Origin of the sequence: Salinispora pacifica DSM 45544, from assembly GCF_000378845.1 — a bacterium.
Classification (GTDB): domain Bacteria; phylum Actinomycetota; class Actinomycetes; order Mycobacteriales; family Micromonosporaceae; genus Micromonospora; species Micromonospora pacifica.
The window spans coordinates 2,571,549-2,595,066 of record NZ_KB905359.1; the positions used below are offsets into that span (position 1 = coordinate 2,571,549).

Below are 23,518 nucleotides of genomic sequence, written 5' to 3' on the forward strand. Positions count from 1 at the left end.
GTGGTGTGGGTGGCCGTGGCGTTGGTGGTCAGGGGCACGGTGGCCAGGGTTGTGCCGTTGGTGCGGAGGGTGATGGTTCCGGTGGGGGTGTCGACGTTGCAGGTGACGGTGGCGGTGAGGGTGACATCCTGATCCGCCCTCGGCTTTCGTGGCATGACCTGCAGGGTGGTGGTGGAGGTCGGCGTTGGTGCGGTCAGGGCCAGGCTGTGGTCGTCGCCGGCGGCGATGGCCGTGACTGTGACGCCGGTGGGCAGGTGGACGTTGACGGGTGTGCTTCTGTTGGTGGTGGTCCCGTCGCCCAACTGGCCCCGCAGGTTGCGGCCCCAGGAGAGCGCGGCTCCGGCGGAGGTCATCGCGACACTGTGTTGGCTGTCGCGGGCGGAGATGGCGGTGATGGTGGTGGACGCGGGCAGGGTCACCGAGACGGGTGTACTGCTGGTGGTGGTGGTCCCGTCACCCAACTGGCCGAAGGTGTTGTTACCCCAGGCGAGCACGTCGCCGGCAGTCGTTAATGCCAGGCTGTGGATGCGGCCGGCGGCGACAGCGGAGGCCGTGACCCCCGCAGGCAGGCTGACCACAGTCGGCGTACTGCGGTCAACAACAGTCCCGTCACCCAACTGGCCAAAAAAGTTCCGGCCCCACGCGAGCACAGTGCCGGCAGACGTCAACGCCACACTATGGTTGCCACCGGCAGCGACAGCAGTCACTGTGGTGCTGGGCGGCAGAGCGACCGCGACCGGCGTACTGCGGTCAACAACGGTCCCATCACCCAACTGACCAAACGAGTTCCCACCCCAGGCGAACACAGTGCCGGCAGACGTCAACGCCACACTATGGTCGCGACCAGCGGCGACAGCGGAGGCCGTGACCCCCGCAGGCAGGCTGACCCCAACCGGCGTCAAGCTGTCAGCGCCAGTCCCATCACCCAACTGACCGTGCGAGTTGTCGCCCCAGGCAAGGACGGTACCGGCGGCCGTCAACGCCACACTGTGGGCATCACCGGCGGCGATGGCGACGGCAGCGGTGTCCGCGGGCAGGCTGACGGCGACGGGTGTGCTGCTGTTGGTGGTGGTCCCGTTGCCCAGCTCGCCGAAGAAATTGCTGCCCCAGGCGAGGATGGTGTCCGAGGCGGCACCGAACGGTGCTGGCGTGTCCTGCGCGACCACCGGCCACACGGCGACCGCCTGCGTGACCATCACCACCAACACCAGAAGAAACCAGCCGGTGATGGCCCGGCCCACTCGGCCCGCGCCATCGCCTGCCCATCGGCAGGGGCTCCCCATTGCTTCTACCTCCACGCAGGCAAACACCGTCAATAGGACAAGCGCAATGTTCCATCAACTATCACCTGTCTATGGGGAGAAACGCCCTTACGGGGGCATCCAGCTAACATCGCCGGTCGGCACCCGACAAGGAACGGCGGGCGGGGGGCCCTTCAGCCGTCCCCGTGGCAGACGACTCCCGCACTATGGGAACGGCCGAACTCCCGAACGCCATCGTCATGCGACCACATCGGCGGTCAGCGTGGTGGACGAGTCGGCGTCGAGGACGATCACGTTCGCGAGGCCAGCGACGCGAGTGGGGGCGCCGACGGCGGCGGGGACGGTGGTGCGGGTGAGATCAGGTAGTCGTAAGTCATGCCGCACCTGTGGCTGGATGTCTGCTTGAGGGCGTTTCTCCACATCTGTGCGGGATAGGTGGTTGACACTTGCGTCTGTCCTGTTGGCGCTGCTTGCCTGCTTGGGGGTAGGAGTGATGCGAAGACTCTGCCGGTGGCCCGGCCGTGGCGCCGAAGCATGCCGGGTGGGGCGGGCCATCACCGGCTTGGTCTTTCTGGTGTTGGCGGTGATGGTCACGCAGGCGGCCACTATGTCGCTCGCAGCCGCAGAGAACGGGCCATCAGCGGCGATCCGTGCGTCGGACACCTACTTTGCCTGGGGCGACAACAGCGACGGTCAACTGGGCAACGGGACCATCACCGGTAGCAGTACGCCGGTGGACGTTGACCTGCCGGCCGGCACGACGATCACCGCCGTCGCCGCTGGCGGCCTACATAGTCTGGCGCTAACGTCCACCGGCGCTGTCCTTGCCTGGGGCAGAAACTTCTCCGGCCAGTTGGGAAACGGGGACACCACCAACAGGAGTACCCCGGTGGACGTTGACCTGCCCGCCGGCACGACGATCACCGCTATCGCCGCCGGCGCCTTCCATAGTCTGGCGTTGACGTCCGCCGGTACCGTCCTTGCCTGGGGCGAGAACCTACATGGTCAGCTGGGCAACGGGGGGACCACAAACGTGAGCACGCCGGTGGGCGTCAGCCTCCCCGCCGGTGTCACGATTACCGCCGTCGCCGCCGGTGCCGCCTACAGCCTGGCGTTGACGTCCACTGGCGCTGTCCTCGCCTGGGGCGACAACAGCAACGGTCAATTGGGGAACGGGACCACCACCGGTAGCAGTACGCCGGTGGACGTTGACCTACCGGCCGGCACGACGATCACCGCCGTCGCCGCCGGTGCCGCCCATAGTCTGGCGCTAACGTCCACTGGCGCTGCCTTCGCCTGGGGCAACAATGCGGATGGCCAGTTGGGCAACGGGGACACCACCAACAGGAGTACCCCGGCGGACGTTGACCTGCCCGCTGGTGTCACGATCACCGCCGTCGCCGCTGGCGGCCTACATAGTCTGGCGCTAACCGCCGCCGGTGCCGTCGTCGCCTGGGGCAGAAACGCCTCCGGCCAGTTGGGGAACGGGACCACCACCGGTAGCAGTACGCCGGTGGACGTCGACCTGCCGGCCGGCATGACGATCACCGCCGTCGCCGCCGGATTCGACTATGGTCTGGCGTTAACCGCCGCCGGCGCCGTCGTCGCCTGGGGCAGAAACGTCTCCGGCCAGTTGGGCAACGGGGACACCACCAACAGGAGTACCCCGGCGGACGTTGACCTGCCCACCGGTGTCACGATCACCGCCGTCGCCGCCGGCGGCCAACACAGCATGGCGCTTGCCGCCCTCCCAACGTCCACCACCACCCTGCAGGTCATGCCACGAAAGCCGAGGGCGGATCAGGATGTCACCCTCACCGCCACCGTCACCTGCAACGTCGACACCCCCACCGGAACCATCACCCTCCGCACCAACGGCACAACCCTGGCCACCGTGCCCCTGACCACCAACGCCACGGCCACCCACACCACCACACTGCCCACCGGCACCCACACCCTCACCGCCCACCACACCAGCACCAACACCTGCCCCAACAGCCAATCCCCACCCACCACCATCACCATCAACCCCGACCTACCCATCACCGGCCCAACCCTCACCACCACCACCGGAGCCGCCACCCTGTCCATCCTGGCCGGCGCCATCCTCATCTACGCCGCGCGCCGACGCCGACCACACCACCATCACCCTGAATAGACGGGGCGTCGGTCTGCTGGACCTCGGCTTACGTCCTGCCGAACGAGACGCTCCGACGGGTCCGGTTTGCAGGAATGCCACGCCAGAATGCCAACGTGAGCACCTGACTACAAGGCACCTCACCCCGTGAGGCGTAGTCAACCAGTAACGCCGATGGCCGAGGGGGCCTCCGGACTGGTCTACGAGCGGGACTGCTGCGCCTCGTTCCGGCGGGATAGCCCGCCCCGCTGCGGTGCCATCCTTTGAAAGGATGTTGACAATACAACACACGTGCCGCAGGTCGTATGTCCGCAGCCGATATCCGTCGCCCGTGACAGCCTCGCCGACATGGCCCTTCCGCGCCCACTACGCCGGACGCATCACCTACGTCACCCGCCGTGGTCAGCGCAGGGCCGCCATCGTCCCCGCCGACCCGGCCGAGGCGATCGAGCGGGCCGAGGACGCCGCGGACGTCGCCGCCGCCCGTGAACCCTGGCCCGGATGGACGCGGGCGGCACCCGATCCCCCTGACCCAGCTGCGCGACGAGCTCGGACTGTGACCGGCCACCGCCGGCCACCCCGTCGAGGTGGAGCGTGCCGCCGCAAGCTGCCAGCGGCTGCCGGCGGTGGGTTCACCCTGCGAACCACCCGGGCTGCACACGCGTCAACGGTCGGCCCGAGCGGCTGGGACGGGACCTGGTGCAGGGAGTTGGTCGAGTCGGTCAGGGGCCCCACGCCGGCCTCGGTCGCCCGCGCAGCATCACGGCGATAGCACCGCCCCCAGCATGTGACCTTCGGAGGTCTACGTGGCTGAATCTTTGCCGGTAGTCGGGGTGGACCGGCAGGGATCGCCTCGATCATTTAATCGAGGTTCACTTATTCATCGGATACTAACAAAGCACTTTTAGGCTTCGGGGGATGAATCCAAGCCCTCTAGCACCTGGAGGTTCCATGGGCCGCGCCCGTCAGGCGATGTCCCGACTGATCGCCACGGCTATCCTCATGGTCGCCGGCCTGGCTGTCGCACCGGCGACGGCCGCCCACGGCGCCGATCAATCCACCGAGCCCGCCGCGCAGGCGAGTGGTTTCTGGGCCTGCTCGGTGCCGTCTGGATACACCTACACGGCGGTACGGCGACAGCTCAACGTCTGCAACCCCGGCGGCTTCGCCAACTCCTATTATGTCGTCGCCCCCAGCGACGGGGTCTGGACCTGCACCGTGCCGTCCGGATACACGTACTCCTCCGTGCGACGACAGCTCAACGTCTGCAACCCCGCCGGCTTCGCCAACTCCTACTACCTGCGGGTGCCCCAGGCCGGAATCTGGGCCTGCACCGTCCCACCCGGCTTCTCGTACTCCTCCGTGCGACGACAGCTCAACGTCTGCAACCCCGCCGGCTTCGCCAACTCCTACCTCCTGGTCGGCTGACAACCGCCGGACCACTCACTTCGCACATCAAAAAGCGATAAATGCGCATGCAGCGCATTGCTGTCGGGCTTGCCAGCGTGCAGCTATACATGGCGAGCGTTCATGAGATAGATCATGCTCGATGTGACGGATGACCAGGGCTGCGCCAGCGCTCATCTCTAGGTTTCTCGCCATCCGGTGCTGGCTCCCGGCACCACGAACCCGGCGTCACCGACGCGATGACGCCGCCACGAGGAGGAACAGCACATGCCCAGGATCACCGCAGGGCTCGCCGCAGCCGTCACGGCTGGCGTCCTCGCGATCGTCGGCACGGTCGCGCCAGCGGCCGCCCGGCCGAGTGCCACCGCCGACCTGCCCAACTTCCGTGTCGGCATCCAGATGATTGACAACGGCAGCCAGATCGGGGATGCCGAGTACACCCCGTACTCTAACTTCGGCGGCGGATGTTCCCCGTTCGCCGGAGACACCAACACGTTCGACCCGGACGGCGCCCGGCTCTTCCTGGAGCCGCCGCCGCGCTTCACACCGCTGAGCCGCGACTTCCGGATCGGCGCTCAGGCCACCGACCACAACGGCAGCCAGACCGGCTTCCTCCAGTGGTCGCCGTGGGCCAGCGAGGGCGGCGGCGTGAGCGATTTCGCCTTCGACAGCAACGGGTTCGACCCCGACCAGGTCAAGGTCTGCCTGGAGACCCGCGATATGCCGGCCGGCGTCGTGTTCTACGACTTCCGGTTGAGTATCAAGGCGGTCGACCACGGCGGCGCCGACCAGGGCGGCACCCGCCAGTTGACGCCGTGGGCGGCCGACGGCGGGGGCGCCAGCCCATGGGCGTACGACTCCAACGCCTGGGACCCGGACGGCTTCGCGGTCGGCATCGAGGTCTACTGACCGCCGCCGAGCAGGCTCAGTGGCTACTGGGCCTGCTCGGTGCCGCCGGGATACGCCTACACCGTGGTGCGGCGGGAGTTGGGGTTTGAGGAGATCAGGTGGGCGCGGGGTCGGACTCGGGCGCCGCAGCATCTGCTGACGTTGGTGGTGCTGCTGAAGGCGTATCACCGGTTGGGCTACTTCGCGGATCTGTTCGAGGTGCCGCTGCCGATCGTGGAGCACCATTCGGGGGCGTGCCCGAGTTGAAGCCTAAGGTCGATGCAGAGCATGACCCGGAGCGCACCTGCGACTCACAAGCCGGCGCGGTTGCGGTGGTCGATGCGATGTTGGTGGTGGATCCGGTGTCCCTGCCCCGAGCACCGCCCAAAAATCGCTAGGATGCAGCGGCGTTGTACAGATGAGAGGTGAGCGCGACATGCTCCGCGATCGTCGTCAACCTGCCGGTGCGCTCTTGCTTGCCCTGGTTAGCTCGACCGTCCTGATGCCACCAGTGCCAGCCGTGGCGGCTCCGTCGGCTTGTGCCAATCCAAGCGAGCCGGGTCAGGTCATTAGTGACACTCCCTGGCACCAGCAGTGGCTCGCCCCGCAACGGGTTTGGCCATTCAGCACCGGTGCCGGGGTCGAGGTGGCCGTCGTGGACTCGGGCTCCGACGGCAGCCACCCGCAGTTGGACGGCCAGGTAATTTCCGGGTTCGACGCCCTCCGCGGGACGCCGGGTGGCGACTTCGACTGCGTTTCCCACGGCACCGCGGTGGCCAGCCTGATCGCCGCGCGCCCACAGGAGGGCATCGGCTTCCACGGCCTGGCCCCGGACGCCACGATCCTCCCGATCCGGGTCAGTGAACAGGCCGGCGGCGGAGGCGCCGAAGGCCAGGGCGAGAGCGTCTCCACCGAGATCTTCGCGCAGGCTATCCGTCGGGCCGTTGACAACGGCGCTGATGTGATCAACATGTCGGTAACGCTCTACCAGCCCGACCCCGAGGTCGAGAGCGCGATCCACTACGCCCAGCGGGCGGATGTGGTCCTGGTCGCCGCCGCCGGAAACTTCCACCGCACCGACGGGCAGCCCGACCCGGTGCCGTATCCCGCCGCGTACGAGGGCGTGATCGGGGTCGGTGCGATCGACCAGCAGGGCGCACGGGTAGAACAGTCACAAGTCGGGCCCTACGTCGATCTGGTGGCTCCTGGTGGTGCGGTCGTCGCGGCAACCCGCGTGGACGGCCACAACGTCTGGAGCGGCACCAGCTTCGCGACCCCGCTGGTGAGTGCGACCGCGGCCCTGATCCGCGCCGCCGAGCCGCAGTTGTCGGCCGAGCAGGTTTCTCGCCGGCTACTGGCTACGGCCGACCCGGCGCAGGGGGGCCCGGAGCAGGGCTACGGGCAGGGAGTGCTCAGCCCATACCGGGCGGTCACCGAGCGGTTGAGTACGGCGGCTCCGGTGGCCCCAGCCCCGTTGCCCGACCCGCTGTACGACGCGGCGGCGCAGGAGCGAGCCGAGCGGTGGCAGGTCTTCGGGCGGGTGGCGCTCTGGGGCGGCCTGTCGGTGACGGTGATCGCGCTTGCCGTCGCCGTAGCTGTTGCCTTGTTGCCGCGCGGTCGACGCCTACGCTGGCGCCCGACGCGCCTCGGGGATCCACCGCCCCCGCCTCCGGAGATCGACGAGCCCGATGAGGCGTTCTTCCAGGTGGCCACCACCTCGCCGCCCCGTAGCTGACGACCGGCTTGCACCCACTACCACGTTGCCGGGCGGGCCCAGGCCGTCAAGCCAGTGAGAAACGCCGATGGCCCGGCACCAGGCCGGGCCATCGGGACGTCCGAAGAGATCAGCCGCCGAACTTCGCCTGGTTCGCGGCCTCACGGGCCTGCATCCTGGCTGCCGAATCGCGCAGGGCTCGCTCAATCCGGCTAAGCAGGTCGCGCAGGTCGTTTGCCGCGGCCTCCCACTCGCGCTGCCGGCGGAAGTATGCTTCGCGAGCGTCACCGTCCCAGGTCGCGAGCAGGGGTGCGATGCTGGACTTGAGCGTTTCGAGCTCGCCGTTCATGTTCTTCAGGCTGCTGCCGCAGCTGTCCGCCGAAGCGGCCAAGGCAGCGAAGTTGTACCGAATTTCCATTTCGGAACCTTCTCCCCCGTCAGAGCTTCAGTGCCGCAGTGATCTGCCCGGCGGTGGCGCCGGCGGAATCCATCTCAGACTTGATTTCTTCGTCTGCGACGTCGTAGTCCTTGCCGGCCGACCCAACCGCCTCGGCGATCGCCCGCAGCGCCACGTTCAACCGCGCCATGTCCTGGTCGAACCGCTGGCGCACCTGCTGGAACGAGCCCGCACCAGCACCCTTCCACTGGTCGTACAGCGGCGCGAGCTGGTCCATCAGCTGGTTGAGATTGCTGGTGAGCCGATCGGCGGTAGCGTTTACCTCGCCCTCGGTCTTCACCATCAAGCCGGTATCGGTACGCATCGTCATGGTGGAGTCACCCCCGTCCTCATCGATCCCCCCGCAATGGCGGAGGCGGCCTCGTCGCGGTGCGCTCACACCGCTTTCCGTACGAACCGTAACGGGTCATGTCCAGCCCGCGCTAGGTCAGCTCGCTCTGGTCCGAATCACCCTCTACTGTGGCTGCCCCGGCTGGGCTGGATCAAGAGTCTGCTTTGCCGCCACCGGATCGAGTGCGGGACCGGCGGGGAGCCGATCAACCAGGCTCGCCGGTAGTGCAATGGGCTCCACATCGCCATAGCCGAGGGTATTCGCCACCTCTTTCGAGGCGAGCGAATACCGATAGCCGAGGTCGGTAACCAGACTTAGGGCACCCGTCGACGCGTCGGGTGCCGGCATAGCTTCAACCAGGACGCCGTGCCCCGGTTCGATTACGACCCGGTCCGCGAGCGGAATCCCCGCGCTGCTCTGCTTTGGGGGCAACGCTGGCTCCCGCACCTGCTGCGCCTGCCCCTCCAGGAGCAGGGTTGGCTCGCTTCGCCCCGGGTGGTAGGCGGCACAGACAGCCGGTTGATCGCCGGCCTCACGAATGATGTCGGGACGCTCCCCAGGTGCACGGTGCGGTCCCTCGACCGCCGGCGGCGCCTTGGGTGCCGCCGCCGCGGCGCCGGCCGAGAGTGATATCGGCTCAGGTGCCGCCCCATTCGGATACGCCCGCGTGGTCTCCGGATCAGCCAGCAGCACCTCGGCCTCAAGCTGGGTCAACGGCCGCAACTGCGCTCGCTCCACGAGGTAGTACTGGCGGCCACCACTCTGGCTTTCCACAACCAGGACCTGACCGATTCGGGTGTCCGGTCTTGCATCTGAAAACTCGCCGCGGCCCACCACGTTCCGGATGCCGATCGGCTCACCGGCGGGTAGGGCGTTCAACCACGCTCCGCCCACCTCTACCTGCCGTTCGGTCGTCATCGTGAGTCCTTCTAGGATGATTTTTTCGTCCTGAATCTCGTACCGGTGGTCCCGCCAGATCAAATACAGTCGGTTGGTCGTGGTGTCACGGACCAGAAGCGCCATGTCGCCCAGCTCCTGCCCACCACCGGGTGCGGCCCCGACGGTCAGCACAGTGGTGGCGACGTTCTCACCCGCCGAATCGCGAACAGGCTGGGTGCAGAGCGTCCACGGCCCGGCGAGAAGTCGCTCCGAGTCGGGTAGCGCGTCGGGCGCATCCCGAATGCCGATCGGGGTGCCGCGCGGCGTGCCGAGCAGGGAGTTACGGGAGACGGACACGGTGCTCCCCGCCGAGCCCAACGCCAGCAGCGCCGACGCGTAGTTGACGACCGGATACAAGCGACCCTCTCGATAGATGTACCGAGTACCGGTCTCTTTTTCCAGAATGACGACTCCCTGTTCTTGCCACTTCGTGGCGCCGCCGGGGCGCAGTAGCCCGTAGACGCCCACCGCGGCGAGACAGAGCACCGCCACCATGATGCTCGCGAAGCCGGCACCACCGAGCCGCCGAAACGGTGCACCGTTCTCCGGATCAGGCTCCCGGGAAACGAGCGCGGAGGTCATCCGCTGGACGAAGAACTGATACGACTGGACCTGGTCCCGCCGCGAAGACATGGCACCCTCCCCCTGCGTACGGTCGGCACAGCTGGAGCCGGACCGCGATGCCTACGATAGGCACCGCGACCGCAACCGTGGGCCCGGCGGCCAGCGGGCACCACGTTCAGATCACCTCAACCGCCAACCCGTCAGGTCAGCCGCCCAGCGCACGCATGAAGCCGTACAAACCCATCACCCCACACGCCACCGGCAGTACCGCGAGTTGCAGCACCACGTCGAAGAAGTCGCCGAACCGGGCCAGCCGGGGTGACGGGGATCGTCGGCTGTACGCGAGCCCGGCGCTGACCGAGATCCCGGCCGCGAGCATCGCCAAGGGCAGCACCGTCAGCACCCGCACCGCCGTCCCGGCGCCGGCCGCGCCAATCAGGGACAGCAGGGCGAGCCCGACGAGCCCGCCGGCGAGCATTGGTACCCGATGCCGGACGGTGGGCATCAGTCGGGCTCGCAGCAGGTAGCCGAGGGAGACGATTCCGGTCAGCACCAGCGCAGCTACCGACCCCGATCCGGTCAACACAGTCAGGCAACCGAGGGTGACCACGATCGAACCGAAAATCATGCCAGTAAGTACCTCGTCAGCCCGGGCCGTCGCCTGGTACACCGCTTCCCGCGGTGGCTGCGGCTCGTCGCGCAGCAGGTCCTGGGCGTTCCTGGGCAGCGCCGGCATCGGTAGCTTCCCCAGCCGCACCGCGAGCAGCGGCAGCGCCGGCAGCAGCAGAGTCACCCCGCTCACCACGATCGCCGCGCCCTGCACGGCGTCGATCGAGCTGAGGGCGAGCAACCCACCGAGCATTCCCCAGAACCCGGTGTAGACCGCCGCGACGAAGACCCGGGCAGCGTCACCGACGCCGAGGATGCCGATGAGGCCCGAGAGGAGTAGAACGGCAGAGCCGAGCAGCACGTGCGGCGCACCGAGCGCCCAGACGGACTCACCGGTCCCGATCACCAGGACACCGCCGACGAAGGCGTAGGGCAGGCCGGCAGCGGCCAGCACTGCCCCGGCGAGCGAGTCGGCCATCGCCCGGGAGAGCAGAATCCCGGCCAACAGCAGCCCGGCGGCAACGCCGAGGGCAATCACGCCGCCGAGCCAGCCGGGCTCGTTCGAACCGATGATGACGGTCAAACCGATCAATAGCAGAGCACTGGCGACAATCAGACCGGTCAGCCGGGTCGCGAGTGGATTCCAGGCGATTCCACGACGGCGCGCGCCCGACGCGACAGCTTCCATCAGATCGTCGTACGCCAACTCTGGCCACTCGGTACGGCGCGGCGCCAGGTGCAGCGTCTCCCCGTCGCGGATGTGCTGCGCGGCCAACGTACGATTGAGATCAATGAGCGATCCGTCGGTACGGCGCAGCACCCAGCCGCCGTGAGCCGTTCCGTCAGACGGATGCTCCGCTGCCTGCCGTAACACCGCGGGAAGCATTCCGACCAGCGGTAAATGCTCTGGTAGGGCTATATCTAGTCGCCGGTCTGGGGTAGCGATGGCGATGCGCGCGAGTCCGGTTCCGACCTGGGTGACCACTGACGCTTCCTCCGACGAGGAGCGGGCCAACGGGCCCGCGGCTGTCATGACGACAAGAGGCTACCTACCATGTGCCGATGGCGTGGGCGCCGGTTCGGATCGGTCGAGTCCAGGCAACAACGGGGAGGTCTGATACGTGAGTACCGTCGTTGTGAAACGCCCGGCCCGGCAGCCGGAGCCGGAGTACCCGTTCGGCGAAATCGTGCTGGAGGCGCCGCCGGAGGTGCCGCCGCCCGGTGGGCGCAGCTGGGGACAGCTGCTGATGATGCTGCCGATGCTCGCCGGTTCGTTCGCTATGGCGCTGATGTTCGCCGGTCAGAGCGGCAACACCATCCGCTACGTCGCGGGGGGTCTCTTCGGCCTCTCCGCGATCGGGATGCTCGCCTCTCAACTCGCCAACAACTCCGGTGGTCCGAGCAAGCAGGAAATGCTGCAGCGGCGACGCGAGTACATGACGCACCTGTCGCGGCAGCGTCGCCGGGTACTCAAGGCAATTCGGGGCCAGCGAGAATCCATGTTCTACCGGCATCCGGCACCGGGTGCGCTCTGGTCCGTTCCGATCGGCCCACGATTGTGGGAGCGGCGGCGCGGAGACCCCGACTTCTCGACCGTACGAATCGGACTCGGCCCGCAGGAACTGGCCACTCCCCTGGTTCCGCCACCGCCAGCAACGTTGGAACAACTGGAGCCGATGTGTGCCTTGGCGCTACGCCGCTTTCTCACCACCTACCGCGAGGTGCCGGATCTGCCAGTGGCGATGCTCCTCAGCGGCTTCGCCCAGGTGCACCTCCGGGGGGATGAGGAGGCGGTACGCGGGCTGGTCCGTTCGATCCTGGCCCAGGCCACCGCCTTTCACGCCCCGGACGACCTACTCGTCGCCACCTGCGTCAGCGCTGATCAACGTGCGGCATGGGAGTGGACGAAGTGGCTGCCGCACGGGCTGCACCCGAGTCGCACCGACGCGCTGGGCCAGCTGCGGCTCGTCGCACCCTCGGTCAAAGGACTGGAGGAGATGCTCGACGACGTGCTGGCCAACCGACCCAGATACAGCCCCACCGGCGGGATGTCCAAGACCGATGGACCGCACATCCTGGTCATCATCGACGGCGGCAGCACAGCTGGTTCGGAGCACCTGATGACTGATGGTGGGGTGGATGGGGTCACCCTGCTCGACCTCTCCAACCCGGCGCCGCGGCTGCTGGAACGGTCACGGCTGGTACTCGAGGTCGGTGCGGACCACAAGCTTGTCGGTACGACTGTGGATGGCGTGATCGAGATGGGTCGCGCGGACGACTGCCGAATCACGGAGATCGAGACACTCGCCATGCAGATGGCTCCGCTGCGCCTCTCGGCCATGTCCCAGGGCGGCGAGGATTCGGTCGCCACCGAGCTGGGCCTGCCCGAGCTGCTCAACATCGGTGACCCGTACGAGTTTGACCTGGCAGCAGCCTGGCAGCCGCGGCCAAACCGGGACCGACTGCGGGTGCCGATCGGTGCGGGCACCGACGGCGGTCCGGTGGACCTCGACATCAAGGAGTCCGCGCAGGACGGCATGGGCCCGCACGGCCTCCTGATCGGCGCCACCGGCTCCGGCAAGTCCGAGCTGCTGCGTACGCTGGTGCTGGCGCTCGCCGTCACACACAACCCGGAGAGCCTCAACTTCGTCCTGGTCGACTTCAAGGGTGGCGCGACCTTCACCCGGCTGGATGCCCTCCCGCATACCAGCGCGGTTATCACCAACCTCGCGGACGCGCTACCACTGGTAGACCGGATGGCCGGCGCGATCAGCGGTGAGCTGCTGCGCCGGCAGGAGTTGCTGCGTGCGGCCGGCAACTACGCCTCGCAGCGTGACTACGAGAAGGCCCGGGCCGCGGGGGCGCCCCTGGCTCCCCTGCCGAGCCTGCTCATCGTCTGCGATGAGTTCTCCGAGCTACTCACGGTAAAGCCGGACTTCATCGACCTGTTCGTGCAGATCGGCCGAGTTGGCCGGTCGCTCGGCGTCCACCTGTTGCTGGCCACCCAGAAGTTGGAGGAGGGCCGGCTGCGCGGCCTGGACAACCACCTGTCGTACCGGATCGGGTTGCGGACCTTCTCCGCCATGGAGAGCCGGGTGGTGCTGGGCACTGCCGACGCGTACGAGTTGCCCAACTCGCCGGGGCACGGCTACCTACGCTTCGGCACCGAACCGTTGGTCCGGTTCAAGGCCTCGTATGTCTCCGGGACCTACCGCAGTGAGACGGCGGCGGCGGCCGGCGCCGGTGGTGGCGAGACGCGGGTGTTGGAATACCACACCAGCTATACCGCACCGCCGGTGACACCGCCCGAGAAGGAAGTGACGCCGGAACCGGACAACACCGCCGCCGTCGGCGGCGACAGCCTGCTGGACATCCTGGTCAACCGACTTACCGGCCAGGGTACGCCGGCCCACCAGGTGTGGCTGCCTCCGCTCGCGGAGCCGCCGACCCTGGATCAGCTACTGCCACCGCTGACCACAGACCCGAACCGGGGGGTGACGGTGGCGCAGGCCGATCTGTTCGGCGAGCTCCAGGTGGCCACCGGCATCATTGACAAGCCGTTCGAGCAGCGTCGGGACGTACTCTGGTTTGACCTGGCGGGCGCCGCCGGCCACGCGGTGATCGTGGGTGGTCCGCAGAGCGGCAAGAGCACCATGCTGCGGACGATCATCACTTCGCTGGCGCTGACCCACACGCCACGTGAGGCACAGGTCTACTGCCTCGACCTGGCCAGCAACGCACTCTCCTCCCTACGCGACCTGCCGCATGTCGGCGCGGTGGCGACCCGGCTCGACGCCAGTTTGGTCCGACGGACGGTCGCCGAGTTGCAGCTGCTGATGGGCGTACGGGAGCGGCGGTTCGGTGAGCACAGGGTGGACTCGATGGCCGCGTACCGGCGCGCCCGCCGGCAGGGCGAGCACACCGATGACCCGTTCGGCGACGTCTTCCTCGTCATCGACGGTTGGTCCACCATCCGGACCGAATTCGAGGACCTCGAGCCGGCGATCAGTGACATCGCCAACCGTGGGCTCTCCTTCGGCATCCACCTGATCGTCACCGCCGGACGCTGGATGGACCTGCGCCCGGCCGTCCGGGACGTTTTCGGCACCCGGCTGGAACTCTGGCTGGCGGACGCTTCTGACTCCATGCTGGACCGCCGAGCCGCGGTGAACGTGCCGGAAAAGTCTCCCGGCCGGGGCATCGACCCCGACGGTCAGCACTTCCTCGCCGCGCTGCCTCGCGCCGACGGCACCCAGGAGCCGGAGAGCCTCCCCGAGGGAGCCCGCAAACTGATCAACGACCTCGCCGCCGCCTGGGAGGGGCCGGGAGCTCCACCGATCCGACTGCTCCCCCCGGTGATCCCGTACGGCAGCCTGCCGTCCACCGGACGGCCCGGCGTGCCGATCGGCCTCGCCGAGGTGGACCTCCAGCCGGTGCACCTGGACTTCGCCGCCGACCCGCACTTCCTGCTCTTCGGGGACGGGGAGTCCGGTAAGAGCACCTTCCTGCGGTCACTGGCCCAGTCGATCGTCGACCGCAACGAGCCGAACGAGGCGCGGCTGGTGCTGGTTGACTACCGCCGCAGCATGCTCGGCGACATCACCACCGAACACCTGATCGGGTACGGGTCGTCGGCGCAGCTCACCGAGAGCTACATCGCTGAGGTCGCGGCCGTGATGCGGGACCGGCTGCCTCCCCCCGACTTGAAGCCCGAGCAGCTCCGCGCTCGCAGCTGGTGGAGGGGGCCCGACCTCTACATCCTGGTTGACGACTATGACCTGGTGACGGGGGTGGGCAGCAATCCGTTGGCGCCGCTGCTGGAGTTCCTGCCGCAGGCCCGGGACGTCGGTCTGCACCTGATCGTCGCCCGGCGCACCGGTGGCGCGAGCCGAGCCCTCTACGAGCCGGTGCTGATGCGGCTGCGGGAGATCAGCACCCCGGGCATCGTGATGTCCGGCAGCCGGGACGAGGGGGTACTACTCGGCAACGTCCGTCCCGGGCCGCTACCACCCGGTCGCGGCTGGCTGGTCACCCGGCGGGAGGGCACCCGTCTGGTGCAGTTGGTGAACCTTCCGTCCCGGGTATGAGCACCCGACGGGGTTGCGCGATGACGCTATGCTCCCCCAGAGTGGATACTCGGCTCGTGGCTGCGAACTAGCACATTTTGGACACATCCAATAAATGACAACTCGCTAGTTGGATCAAATGCGCCACTGACGGGCGAGCGATCGGGGGAGACACATGGGCGACGACTGGCTCGCCGGCGAGAAAATCGACGTCGACATTCAGCAGCTCAGCGACTTCGCAGCTGCGGTCATGGACGAGCTGAACGTGAACTTCACACCCAGCTATGAGCAGGGCGTGGCTCCGACACTCCACGCGCCGGCGCCGTTCGGCGAGGGCGGGCTGCAGGAGGGCCAGTACTTTCAGGCCAGACACGAACACAGCCGACTGGCGATGCAGGCGCTGATCGCCGAGGCGGCGAGGGGCCTGGCCTCCCTCAGCATCGCCGCCAAATCGATCTCCGCCGACTATCTCGCCGAGGACGCCCTCACCGAGGCGACCAACGACGATGTCTTAAACGCCTTCCGCAACGTTGAGGGGCAGGCGACCCTCGACACCACCTGGCAGCAGGGCGACAACGCGGTGGCTCCGCCGGCGGTTGACCCACGGGCCTGACCGGTGCGGACAGGACGCAGAGCTGAGGAGCGGGGATGACAGACCAGTACTACGAGTGGACGCCGACGCAACCAGACCGTCGGCTGTTTGCCGATGTCAAAGACGACTACGTCGAAAACGCGAACGAGATCTACACCCCCACGCAGTGGGACGGGGTCGATATCGAGCAGATGCGGATGCTTGTCCGCGACGAGAGTGACGAACGCACCCTCGCTCTCGCGGAGGCATGGCACCGCACCAGCGCCCTGCTGCAGGCCACCCGGGAAAATCTGAAACGGCACGCCGATGGGCTGGCGGCGAAATGGCACTCGCCCGCGGGCCAATACTTCATGGGCAAGGTGGGTGCGGCCCTCTACTCGCTGGACGAGTGGACCGAGGTCGCCGACAGGCACGCCCGCGGCCTGGAGCAGGTCGGCAACACCATCACCAAGACCCAGCGGGAGATGAGCGAGCTCTGGCAGGCGTACGTCGCCGAGCAGGACCGCCAATACCACATCCGTAAGGCCGACGAGGGCATTCAGCTCAGCGACTTCGCTGGCATGAACAACGGCAAGACGTACGAGCAGGTCAAGAAGGAGTTCCATGAGCGCGCGAAAAGCATCGTCACGCCGCTAGCCGAGCTGTATGTCGACGTCGCCCACACGCACGTCCAACGCGGCGGCAAATACAAAGGGCCAACGAACGTGCCCGAGATCGGCCTCGGGCAGCTCCCGCCGCCCGTGCTGCCGAACGCACCGGTCGGGCTGGGGCCGTCCACATCGACCATGTCTGGTGACCGGCCAGAGCTACTCACCCGACCCAACGTGACGCCACCTTCCCCATCCGGGCCGACCGACGGCATCGGGCTCGCCGGAGGCACCTTCACCGCACCGCCTCCGACCCTCGGGCCCCCAGCAGCCACACCACCAATCCCCACCCCCCCCCCCCCTACGCCTGGCCCCCCGCCGGTCTTTCCAGGTGTCAACGGCCCAACACCTGCGGGCCCGAACACACCAACCACCACCAACCGGCCCGGCTTCCCCCGCCCCACCCTGCTGGGAACCAGCGCCCCCGGCACCACTGGCGCCCCCGGTGCCCGCGGCCCGGTACCCAACCCGCACCAGCCCGCACTGGGCCGCCCAACAACACCACCACCGCCCACCCTCCTCAACGGCGCGCACGGCACCCCAGCACCAACCACCAACCGCCCCACCCCGTTGACCGGCGGCAGCCACCTCACCGGCCAGACTGCGGCCGGCAACACCCGACCGGCCGGGAGCACCCGAGCGGTCGGCAGCACCGGGCCCGCACCACTGGGCGGCCACGCCAGGACACGACACGCCACCGACCAAGCCGAAAGTTGGGAATACGGCGAAGGCGACGACGAGCTCTGGACCACCACCCCACCCCCGACTGGCACCATCACCACACCAACCGAGCAACGACCAAGACACCACGGCAAAGCCATAGGCCAGAGCTGACCCCCTCGCACGGGCCGGTTACCCCATCACAGGTAGCCGGCCCACACCATGCGACCGCCCCACCGGCCGCGCCACGGCCCCGAAGGAGGTATCCGCGAATGCGCCTCGCCCGCCCGGCGGCCACCAGCACCGCCGCGACACTCGCCGCCGTCATGGCCCTCGGCATGTCAGCTCTACCAGCAGCCGCCGCCGACCGGAAAGACGCCTGGTACCTCGACGCCCTCGAACTAACCGAGATGCACAAAATAACCCAGGGCGAAGGAATCACCGTCGCGGTCATCGACAGCGGCGTGGACGCCAGCCACCCAGACCTGAAAAACAACGTACTACCCGGCGCGGACCTCTACGACGACCAGTCCAAGGGACACGAAGCCCGCACCGACCACGGCACCGCGATGGCCTCCCTCATCGCCGGACACGGACACGGCCCCGACGGTCGCAACGGAGTCCTCGGCGTCGCCCCCAAAGCCAAAGTCCTCCCAATCACCGTCACGAGCCTGGGAACTGGGGGCCTGCCGCTGGTAAATGAGAGTGGGGTCGCGGACGCAATCGAATGGGCGATCGACCAGGGTGCAGACGTCATCAACGTCTCCCTAAGTACCACGCACAGCACGGCAATTAACCGGGCGGTAGAGCGGGCCTACCAGAATAACGTGATCGTCGTCGCCGGTGTCGGTAACCGGGAAAACGCGGTAATTAGTTCCCTAGCGACGCACGATGCCACGCTCACGGTGGCCGGACTGGACCGTGACGGCCAGCCCAGCCGCCTCGGCTCCCTCCTAGGGTGGGAAACCCACCTCGCCGCACCCGCCGAAGACCTCTACCAAGCAACTCCCGGCGGGGGATACGCAACGATCGGTGGAAACAGCGGCGCCACCGCACTCGTCTCCGGCGCCGTCGCCCTGGTCAAATCGAAGTACCCGAACCTGAGCTCAGAAGACCTGTTCAAGCGAATGATCGAAACCACTCGCGACGCCGGCGATCCCGGCCGAGACCCCGAATACGGCTGGGGCACACTCGACCTACGCGCCGCCCTCACCGGCGAACTAGACGGCCGCACCACCCAAACCCAATCCCCCACCCCAGAAGCCCCACTCGACCCAGCCCTCATCCGCGCCCGCGAGTCAGAACCCACAAACAACAGTCTCCAACCCACACTCGTCATCGCAATCGTGGTCCTCGGCCTTGGCCTCATCACGGCCACCGCACTACTTTTCCTACGTCGCCGCCGGCGGCTTGCCACCACACCCACAACCCACACCACCCCCCAGACACCCACCACCACACCACCACCCGACCCCACCGACCACACCGACCACACCGACCACACCGACTGGCAACGCCCCAACTAACCACACCCAAGACCACAAACCGTCCGGGTGAACCACAGCGACGGTGCGTATGGACGATTCCGTTGAGCAGCAGTGCTTCTGCGACCAGCGGCCACATCAAGGGTGTGGCCATTACTCCTCTCGCTTTGGTCCCTTGGTGCGGCGCCACGCCAATGGCAACAATCATTCAGTGCTACCAATCTGGATTCTTTGCGACAGCCGCCCGAGCCTCGGGGCCCCACCAGGTCGAGTGGCTGGGATATCGTCGGCGTAACCCCCACCCGTCGACGCACGAAGCCCGGAGCCATGACGCGCACCCTTCTCGTCTTCCCGGACCAGCCTGGCGCGCACCTGTCCGTCGGTGATCCGCTCGTGACCGTGAAGCCGGCGCTTCGCCGACAAATACGGAGTGTGCGGCCGACCGGCCTGCCACCTTCGGCCCAGCTGAGGAGGACGTGAGGTGACTCATCCGGGTGCGGCACGGCCGGGCGAACCGGGTTGGCAGCACCACCCGGAAGTGGCTGCCCAGCCGGCCCCACAGCTACCGCCCGAGCAATGGGGGGCGCCTGGGCAGCAGGCCGGCGGGCCGGCGGGGCCGGCGCGGCCGGCGGGGCCGGTCAATCCGGCGGCCAGCGGACCGGGGCATGCCTGGGCCGCGCAGCGCGGGCAGGGTCGGGCGGCTACCAGCACCGTCTACGGCGCGCGGGCCGCGGCGGCGGTACCGCCCAACCCGACAGCACCGGCCAACCACGGCGGTCAGCACGCCTACCCGGCGGCGGCGCCCACGCAGCCGCACCCGGTGGCACAGAGCAACCCGGCGGCACCAGTCAACACGGCAGCGTGGGCCAGCACAGCGCGCCAGTCAGCCGCCGTTGCGCCCGCCGCGCCACCGCCGGCCACGCCACCGCCGCGAGCGGCCCCCGCCTCGTCGACCACCTCCACTACTGTGGCCGGGCCACCACCCAAACCAGACAGTCCGGGCGCCCCCCGGGTACGGCTGTATCGGCCTCCACTCGGGATCGGCCCGGTCACCGTTGTCCAGCTGGTGGCGTGGCAGGTCGGGGTGGTGGCGATCCTCGCCGCCACCCAGCACAGCGTGCTACTCACCGCCGTGGTCGCCGCCGTGGCGGTGCTGGTACTCGCACCGACAGTGATCCGGATTCATGGCCGCTGGTTGCACCAGTGGAGTGTGGTCTGGTGGGCCTTCCGAAGGCGACGCCGGCAGTTCGCCGCGGGCGACCCGGAACCGGCCCGGGACCTCCTGGCCCGGTTGGCCCGCGGCGTCGAGCTGGAGCCGGTCGAGATCGACGACCAGCCGGCGGTGTTGTTGACCCACCCGGCTGGGCTGAGCGTCGTCTTCGACATTGACCCCACCGAGGGTGCCCTGCTGATGAGCACTCCGCAGGCCCTGCCCTCCCCCGCCGTGCTGCTGCCGCCGGCAGACAGGAAGGGTCCGCCGGTGGTGGTGCAGTTGTTGATCCAGGTGACCCCGGCACCGCGGGCCCACCCGAGCGCGGCGGCGGTCGGCCGGGCGTACCGGGAACTGACAAACGGGGACGTACCGGCCAGCCGGCAGGCGTGGGTGGTGCTCCAGGTGGCGCGGACCCCCGATTTCCACGCCGACCACGACCTGCTCCCGACGCTGACCAAGGTGATTCAGCGGACCCGGCGGCTGCTGCGGCAGGAGCGGGTGACCGCGCGCATGCTCAACCGGGACGAGGTGCTCGCCGCGGTCGCCACCCTCACCCACCTCACCGGGGCAATGCCGGGCGCGGGCAGCGAGCAGTTGCTCGCCCGCGAGTCCTGGCGGGCCTGGTCGACCGGGGGCGCCCGGCAGAGCTGCCACCGGCTGCTGAACTGGCCCAGCCAGCGATGGGAGATCGATCCACTGCTACGGGGGCTCCCCTCCGCCGGAGGTGTGGTGTCGATCGCCGCCAGTCGGGTGGACGGCGACGACCTCGCCATGGAGGCGGCCTTCCGGCTGTTGGGGAGCGGGCCGGATGGTTTGGCCGCCGCGGACGAGGCCCTACACCAGGCGATCCGCCGCCACGGCGGTCAGCTGCAACGACTCGACGGCGAGCATGCCCACGGGGTGGCCGCCACGCTACCGCTCGGAGGTTTCCTACGGTGAGGAGTGTCGCTTTCCCGGACAGCCGGATGGGGTTGCACCGCACCGACACCGCATCCGTCGGCGGGCTGCGCCTGGTCGCCGGTGGCGGTGGCCTCGTGGTTGGTCGCAACCGGCAGCAGGAACCGGTGGGGCTGCGTGTGTTCCGCCCCGAACCGACCCAGCTGATGCTGGTCGGCGGCGTCCGCAGCGCCCAGCTGATCGCCTTCCGCGCCATCGCGCTCGGCGCCCGGCTGTTCATCCAGACGGGCCGCGAGCGGGAGTGGGACGGTTTCCTGCGGCGCTGCGTCATCGGCCGGGAAATCGCCACGTTCCTGCCGCTCGGTAGCTCGCCGCCGACCCCGGCCAACCCGACCGAGCCGCAGCTCGTGGTTGTCGACACCGGCCCGGTCACCGGCCCCAACCCCGGGCTCAGTACGCCGTGGCGGGCTACCCTGGTGGTCCGCGACGACCTGGCCGGCTGGGACTCCACCGCGCTGGTACGCAGCGACATCCTGCTGCTTCAGCGGCTGACGGCGGCGGAGGCGGGGATGGCGGCGAACGCGCTGGGGCTGGTGAGCGTGCAGAGCTGGTTCACCCAGCTGCACCCGGAAATGGTCGGCCTGATCACCAGAGGCAAGGTGCAGTGGGTCATGCTGAGTGTGACCCCCACCGAGCGCCAGTTGATGGGTTCGGTGGCCCGCGGCGACGCCTGATCGGCGGGCCGGCCACCCCGACGCCCCTGCCGCTCAGCTCCGCTGGTAGGCCAGCACCGCGAGCACCCGCCGGTGGCGACCGGCAGGTCAAGTTTCCACACCGACGCCGCACTGACCGACAGGCGCCGAGACCGCGACCCGAGTGTCCGTGCAGCTCAGTGGTGCGGTGGTGGCCGGGGCGGTCCTCGGCACCCTGGCCCTGGCGACGGCCGCGAGCGCCGTCGTGTCCTGGCGCCAGCTGCGTCCGCGGAGCGGCTGAGCGTGGCCCGCGACCGGTACGCCGATCGCGGGCCACGTCGTACGGCGCCCGAGGCGGCCCCTCCTACCGGCTGATCCGGGGGTGGGGCAGGTGTTCGGAGGTGGGTCAGGCGTTCGCCCAGACCCGCGCCATCCACTCCTCCACCTCGTGGGAGGTTCGCGGCATCGCCGCGGAGAGGTTCTCGCAGCCGTCCTCGGTCACCAGCACGTCGTCCTCGATCCGGACGCCGTTGCCGCGGAACTCCGCCGGCACCCGCAGGTCGTCGGACTTGAAGTAGAGGCCCGGCTCGACGGTGAGGATCATGCCCGGCCGCAACTCACTGTCCATGTACTTCTCGCGCAGCATCAGCTGGCAGTCGTGCACGTCCAGGCCCAGGTGGTGCGAGGTGCCGTGGACCATCCAGCGGCGGTGCCAGCCGCCCTTCTCCCGGTCCAGGGTCTGCTCCAGGGTGACCCCCTCGGGCAGCAGCCCCCACTCGTGCAGGATTCGGGCGATCACCGCGTTCGCCGCGGCGTGGATGTCGCTGAACTTGTTGCCCGGCTTCACCGCGGCCAGCCCAGCCTGCTGCGCCTCGTAGACGGCGTCGTAGATCCGGCGCTGCACGTCGGTGAAGCGGCCGGTGACGGGCAGGGTACGGGTGATGTCGGCGGTGAAGAGCGAGTCGATCTCGATCCCGCAGTCGATCAGGATCAGGTCGCCGTCGCGAACCTCGCCGGTGTTCTTCGTCCAGTGGATCGTGTTGGCGTGGTCACCGGAGGCGCAGATCGACTCGTAGCCGACGCCGTTGCCCTCGTGTCGGGAGTAGAGGCCGAAGACGCCCTCGACCCAACGCTCGCCGCGACCCTTGCGGACCGCCTCGGGCAGCGAGGCGATCATCGCGTCGAAGCCCTTGTGGGTGGCGGCGACGGCCTTGCGCATCTCGCCCACCTCCCACTCGTCCTTGATCAGCCGCATGGTGGAGAGGTGCCGGGCGAACTCCACGTCCGCCTCCTCCCGCTCCTGCTCCGAACCGGTCGCGCCGGCCTGGGCGCGGACGTTCTCCACCAGCTCGGTGAGGCGCGAATCGACGTCCCGGACGACCCGCAGCCGGGCTGCGGCGGCATCCTTGGCGAGGTCGTCGGCGAGCGAGTCGATGTGCCGCGCGGTGATGCCCAGCTCCGACTCCCGGTCGGCGATGCTCGGGCGCGGACCCACCCAGAACTCGCCACGACGGGAGTCGGCGTAGAACTCCTCGCTGTCTCGCGGGGCCAGCGGCTGGAAGTAGAGGATGGCGTGGTGGCGACCGCCCGGCTTTGGGTCGAGCACCAGGACGCTGTCCGGGTCGGAGTGCGCGCCGAGGCCGGAGAGGTGGGCGAAGGCGGTGTGCGGCCGGAACGGGTAGTCGGTGTCGTTGCTGCGCACCTTCAGACCACCGGCGGGGATGACGAGCCGCTCGCCGGGGAACTGCTGCGACAGCGCGGTCCGGCGCCGGGCGGCGTGGTCGGCCACGGCGGCGCGGGGGGTGGGCTCCCGGTCGGGGTTGGCCCATCCGGAGCCGATGAATTCACGGAACTCGTTACTACTGGGAATGCCGCGGTGGCTGGCCTTCGCCTGCTTCTCGCTCGTCATGCCGACACATCCTGCCAGATCGGGTCATCGGCGCCGACCCACGGTTTGCG

The 23,518-nt window shown here is 68.6% G+C and carries 18 protein-coding genes; 11 read left to right on the forward strand and 7 right to left on the reverse strand.

What is annotated here, in order from left to right:
- Positions 1 to 1,283: RCC1 domain-containing protein (locus tag SALPAC3_RS0111560; protein WP_026185472.1), on the reverse strand; the 1,283-nt coding region annotated here is incomplete at its 3' end.
- Positions 1,284 to 1,499: 216 nt separating this feature from the next.
- Positions 1,500 to 1,646 (reverse strand): hypothetical protein, encoded by a 147-nt coding sequence (locus SALPAC3_RS28360; RefSeq protein ID WP_018221395.1) that lies wholly within the window; start codon positions 1,644 to 1,646, stop codon positions 1,500 to 1,502.
- Positions 1,647 to 1,755: 109 nt separating this feature from the next.
- Between SALPAC3_RS28360 and SALPAC3_RS0111570 the strand changes: the two genes are divergently transcribed.
- The 5 genes from SALPAC3_RS0111570 (at position 1,756) to mycP (SALPAC3_RS0111590) (ending at position 7,429) form a co-directional block, all read left to right on the forward strand.
- The gene (locus SALPAC3_RS0111570) at positions 1,756 to 3,420 is read left to right on the forward strand and encodes an RCC1 domain-containing protein (protein WP_026185473.1); all 1,665 of its coding nucleotides are present in this window, start codon (positions 1,756 to 1,758) and stop codon (positions 3,418 to 3,420) included.
- A gap of 930 nt (positions 3,421 to 4,350) precedes the next feature.
- Complete coding sequence (locus tag SALPAC3_RS0111575) at positions 4,351 to 4,827, forward strand: hypothetical protein (protein WP_018811823.1); 477 nt, start codon at positions 4,351 to 4,353, stop codon at positions 4,825 to 4,827.
- A gap of 246 nt (positions 4,828 to 5,073) precedes the next feature.
- Positions 5,074 to 5,715, forward strand: a complete 642-nt coding sequence (locus SALPAC3_RS0111580) for a hypothetical protein (protein WP_018221399.1) — start codon at positions 5,074 to 5,076, stop codon at positions 5,713 to 5,715.
- A 39-nt stretch (positions 5,716 to 5,754) separates the two neighbouring features.
- Complete coding sequence (locus tag SALPAC3_RS0111585; protein ID WP_018221400.1) at positions 5,755 to 5,961, forward strand: hypothetical protein; 207 nt, start codon at positions 5,755 to 5,757, stop codon at positions 5,959 to 5,961.
- A gap of 169 nt (positions 5,962 to 6,130) precedes the next feature.
- A complete protein-coding gene (gene mycP, locus SALPAC3_RS0111590; protein ID WP_033774845.1) occupies positions 6,131 to 7,429 on the forward strand; it encodes a type VII secretion-associated serine protease mycosin in 1,299 nt (432 codons plus the stop codon).
- 109 nt (positions 7,430 to 7,538) lie between these two features.
- On the opposite strand, the gene SALPAC3_RS0111595 is transcribed toward mycP (SALPAC3_RS0111590), so the two are convergent.
- From SALPAC3_RS0111595 to eccD, 4 genes are all read right to left on the reverse strand, one after another.
- On the reverse strand, positions 7,539 to 7,826 hold the full coding sequence (locus SALPAC3_RS0111595) for a WXG100 family type VII secretion target (protein ID WP_018221402.1): 288 nt from the start codon (positions 7,824 to 7,826) through the stop codon (positions 7,539 to 7,541).
- Positions 7,827 to 7,845: 19 nt separating this feature from the next.
- Positions 7,846 to 8,175, reverse strand: coding sequence for a WXG100 family type VII secretion target (locus SALPAC3_RS0111600; protein WP_018221403.1), 330 nt, complete (start codon positions 8,173 to 8,175; stop codon positions 7,846 to 7,848).
- Positions 8,176 to 8,319: 144 nt separating this feature from the next.
- Entirely contained in the window at positions 8,320 to 9,768 is a 1,449-nt protein-coding gene (eccB, locus tag SALPAC3_RS0111605) for a type VII secretion protein EccB (protein ID WP_018221404.1), read from the reverse strand.
- A 136-nt stretch (positions 9,769 to 9,904) separates the two neighbouring features.
- Positions 9,905 to 11,293 carry a type VII secretion integral membrane protein EccD gene (eccD, locus tag SALPAC3_RS0111610; RefSeq protein ID WP_026185475.1) on the reverse strand — a complete coding sequence of 463 codons (1,389 nt, stop codon included), beginning with the start codon at positions 11,291 to 11,293 and terminating at the stop codon, positions 9,905 to 9,907.
- Positions 11,294 to 11,429: 136 nt separating this feature from the next.
- On the opposite strand from eccD, the gene SALPAC3_RS0111615 reads away from it, so the two are divergent.
- The 6 genes from SALPAC3_RS0111615 (at position 11,430) to SALPAC3_RS0111645 (ending at position 21,601) form a co-directional block, all read left to right on the forward strand.
- Complete coding sequence (locus tag SALPAC3_RS0111615) at positions 11,430 to 15,395, forward strand: type VII secretion protein EccC (RefSeq protein ID WP_018221406.1); 3,966 nt, start codon at positions 11,430 to 11,432, stop codon at positions 15,393 to 15,395.
- 154 nt (positions 15,396 to 15,549) lie between these two features.
- Positions 15,550 to 15,987, forward strand: coding sequence for a hypothetical protein (locus tag SALPAC3_RS0111620; RefSeq protein WP_018221407.1), 438 nt, complete (start codon positions 15,550 to 15,552; stop codon positions 15,985 to 15,987).
- 35 nt (positions 15,988 to 16,022) lie between these two features.
- A complete protein-coding gene (locus SALPAC3_RS0111625) occupies positions 16,023 to 17,447 on the forward strand; it encodes a WXG100 family type VII secretion target (protein ID WP_026185476.1) in 1,425 nt (474 codons plus the stop codon).
- 98 nt (positions 17,448 to 17,545) lie between these two features.
- Positions 17,546 to 18,799 carry a type VII secretion-associated serine protease mycosin gene (mycP, locus tag SALPAC3_RS0111630; protein WP_018221408.1) on the forward strand — a complete coding sequence of 418 codons (1,254 nt, stop codon included), beginning with the start codon at positions 17,546 to 17,548 and terminating at the stop codon, positions 18,797 to 18,799.
- A gap of 439 nt (positions 18,800 to 19,238) precedes the next feature.
- Complete coding sequence (gene eccE / locus SALPAC3_RS0111640; RefSeq protein ID WP_157632323.1) at positions 19,239 to 20,909, forward strand: type VII secretion protein EccE; 1,671 nt, start codon at positions 19,239 to 19,241, stop codon at positions 20,907 to 20,909.
- The gene (locus tag SALPAC3_RS0111645; protein ID WP_157632324.1) at positions 20,906 to 21,601 is read left to right on the forward strand and encodes a hypothetical protein; all 696 of its coding nucleotides are present in this window, start codon (positions 20,906 to 20,908) and stop codon (positions 21,599 to 21,601) included. The genes eccE and SALPAC3_RS0111645 overlap by 4 nt, the downstream gene beginning before the upstream one ends.
- Before the next feature lie 364 nt (positions 21,602 to 21,965).
- On the opposite strand, the gene SALPAC3_RS0111655 is transcribed toward SALPAC3_RS0111645, so the two are convergent.
- Positions 21,966 to 23,468, reverse strand: coding sequence for an aminopeptidase P family protein (locus SALPAC3_RS0111655; protein WP_018221411.1), 1,503 nt, complete (start codon positions 23,466 to 23,468; stop codon positions 21,966 to 21,968).
- Positions 23,469 to 23,518 lie beyond the last annotated feature (50 nt).

Coding starts and splice junctions, on each gene's coding strand:
- SALPAC3_RS0111570 (WP_026185473.1), top strand. CDS start 1,756: ATGCGAAGACTCTGCCGGTGGCCCGGCCGTGGCGCCGAAGCATGCCGG.
- SALPAC3_RS0111575 (WP_018811823.1), top strand. CDS start 4,351: ATGGGCCGCGCCCGTCAGGCGATGTCCCGACTGATCGCCACGGCTATC.
- SALPAC3_RS0111580 (WP_018221399.1), top strand. CDS start 5,074: ATGCCCAGGATCACCGCAGGGCTCGCCGCAGCCGTCACGGCTGGCGTC.
- mycP (WP_033774845.1), top strand. CDS start 6,131: ATGCTCCGCGATCGTCGTCAACCTGCCGGTGCGCTCTTGCTTGCCCTG.
- SALPAC3_RS0111595 (WP_018221402.1), bottom strand. CDS start 7,826: ATGGAAATTCGGTACAACTTCGCTGCCTTGGCCGCTTCGGCGGACAGC.
- SALPAC3_RS0111600 (WP_018221403.1), bottom strand. CDS start 8,175: ATGACGATGCGTACCGATACCGGCTTGATGGTGAAGACCGAGGGCGAG.
- eccB (WP_018221404.1), bottom strand. CDS start 9,768: ATGTCTTCGCGGCGGGACCAGGTCCAGTCGTATCAGTTCTTCGTCCAG.
- SALPAC3_RS0111620 (WP_018221407.1), top strand. CDS start 15,550: ATGGGCGACGACTGGCTCGCCGGCGAGAAAATCGACGTCGACATTCAG.
- SALPAC3_RS0111625 (WP_026185476.1), top strand. CDS start 16,023: ATGACAGACCAGTACTACGAGTGGACGCCGACGCAACCAGACCGTCGG.
- mycP (WP_018221408.1), top strand. CDS start 17,546: ATGCGCCTCGCCCGCCCGGCGGCCACCAGCACCGCCGCGACACTCGCC.
- SALPAC3_RS0111655 (WP_018221411.1), bottom strand. CDS start 23,468: ATGACGAGCGAGAAGCAGGCGAAGGCCAGCCACCGCGGCATTCCCAGT.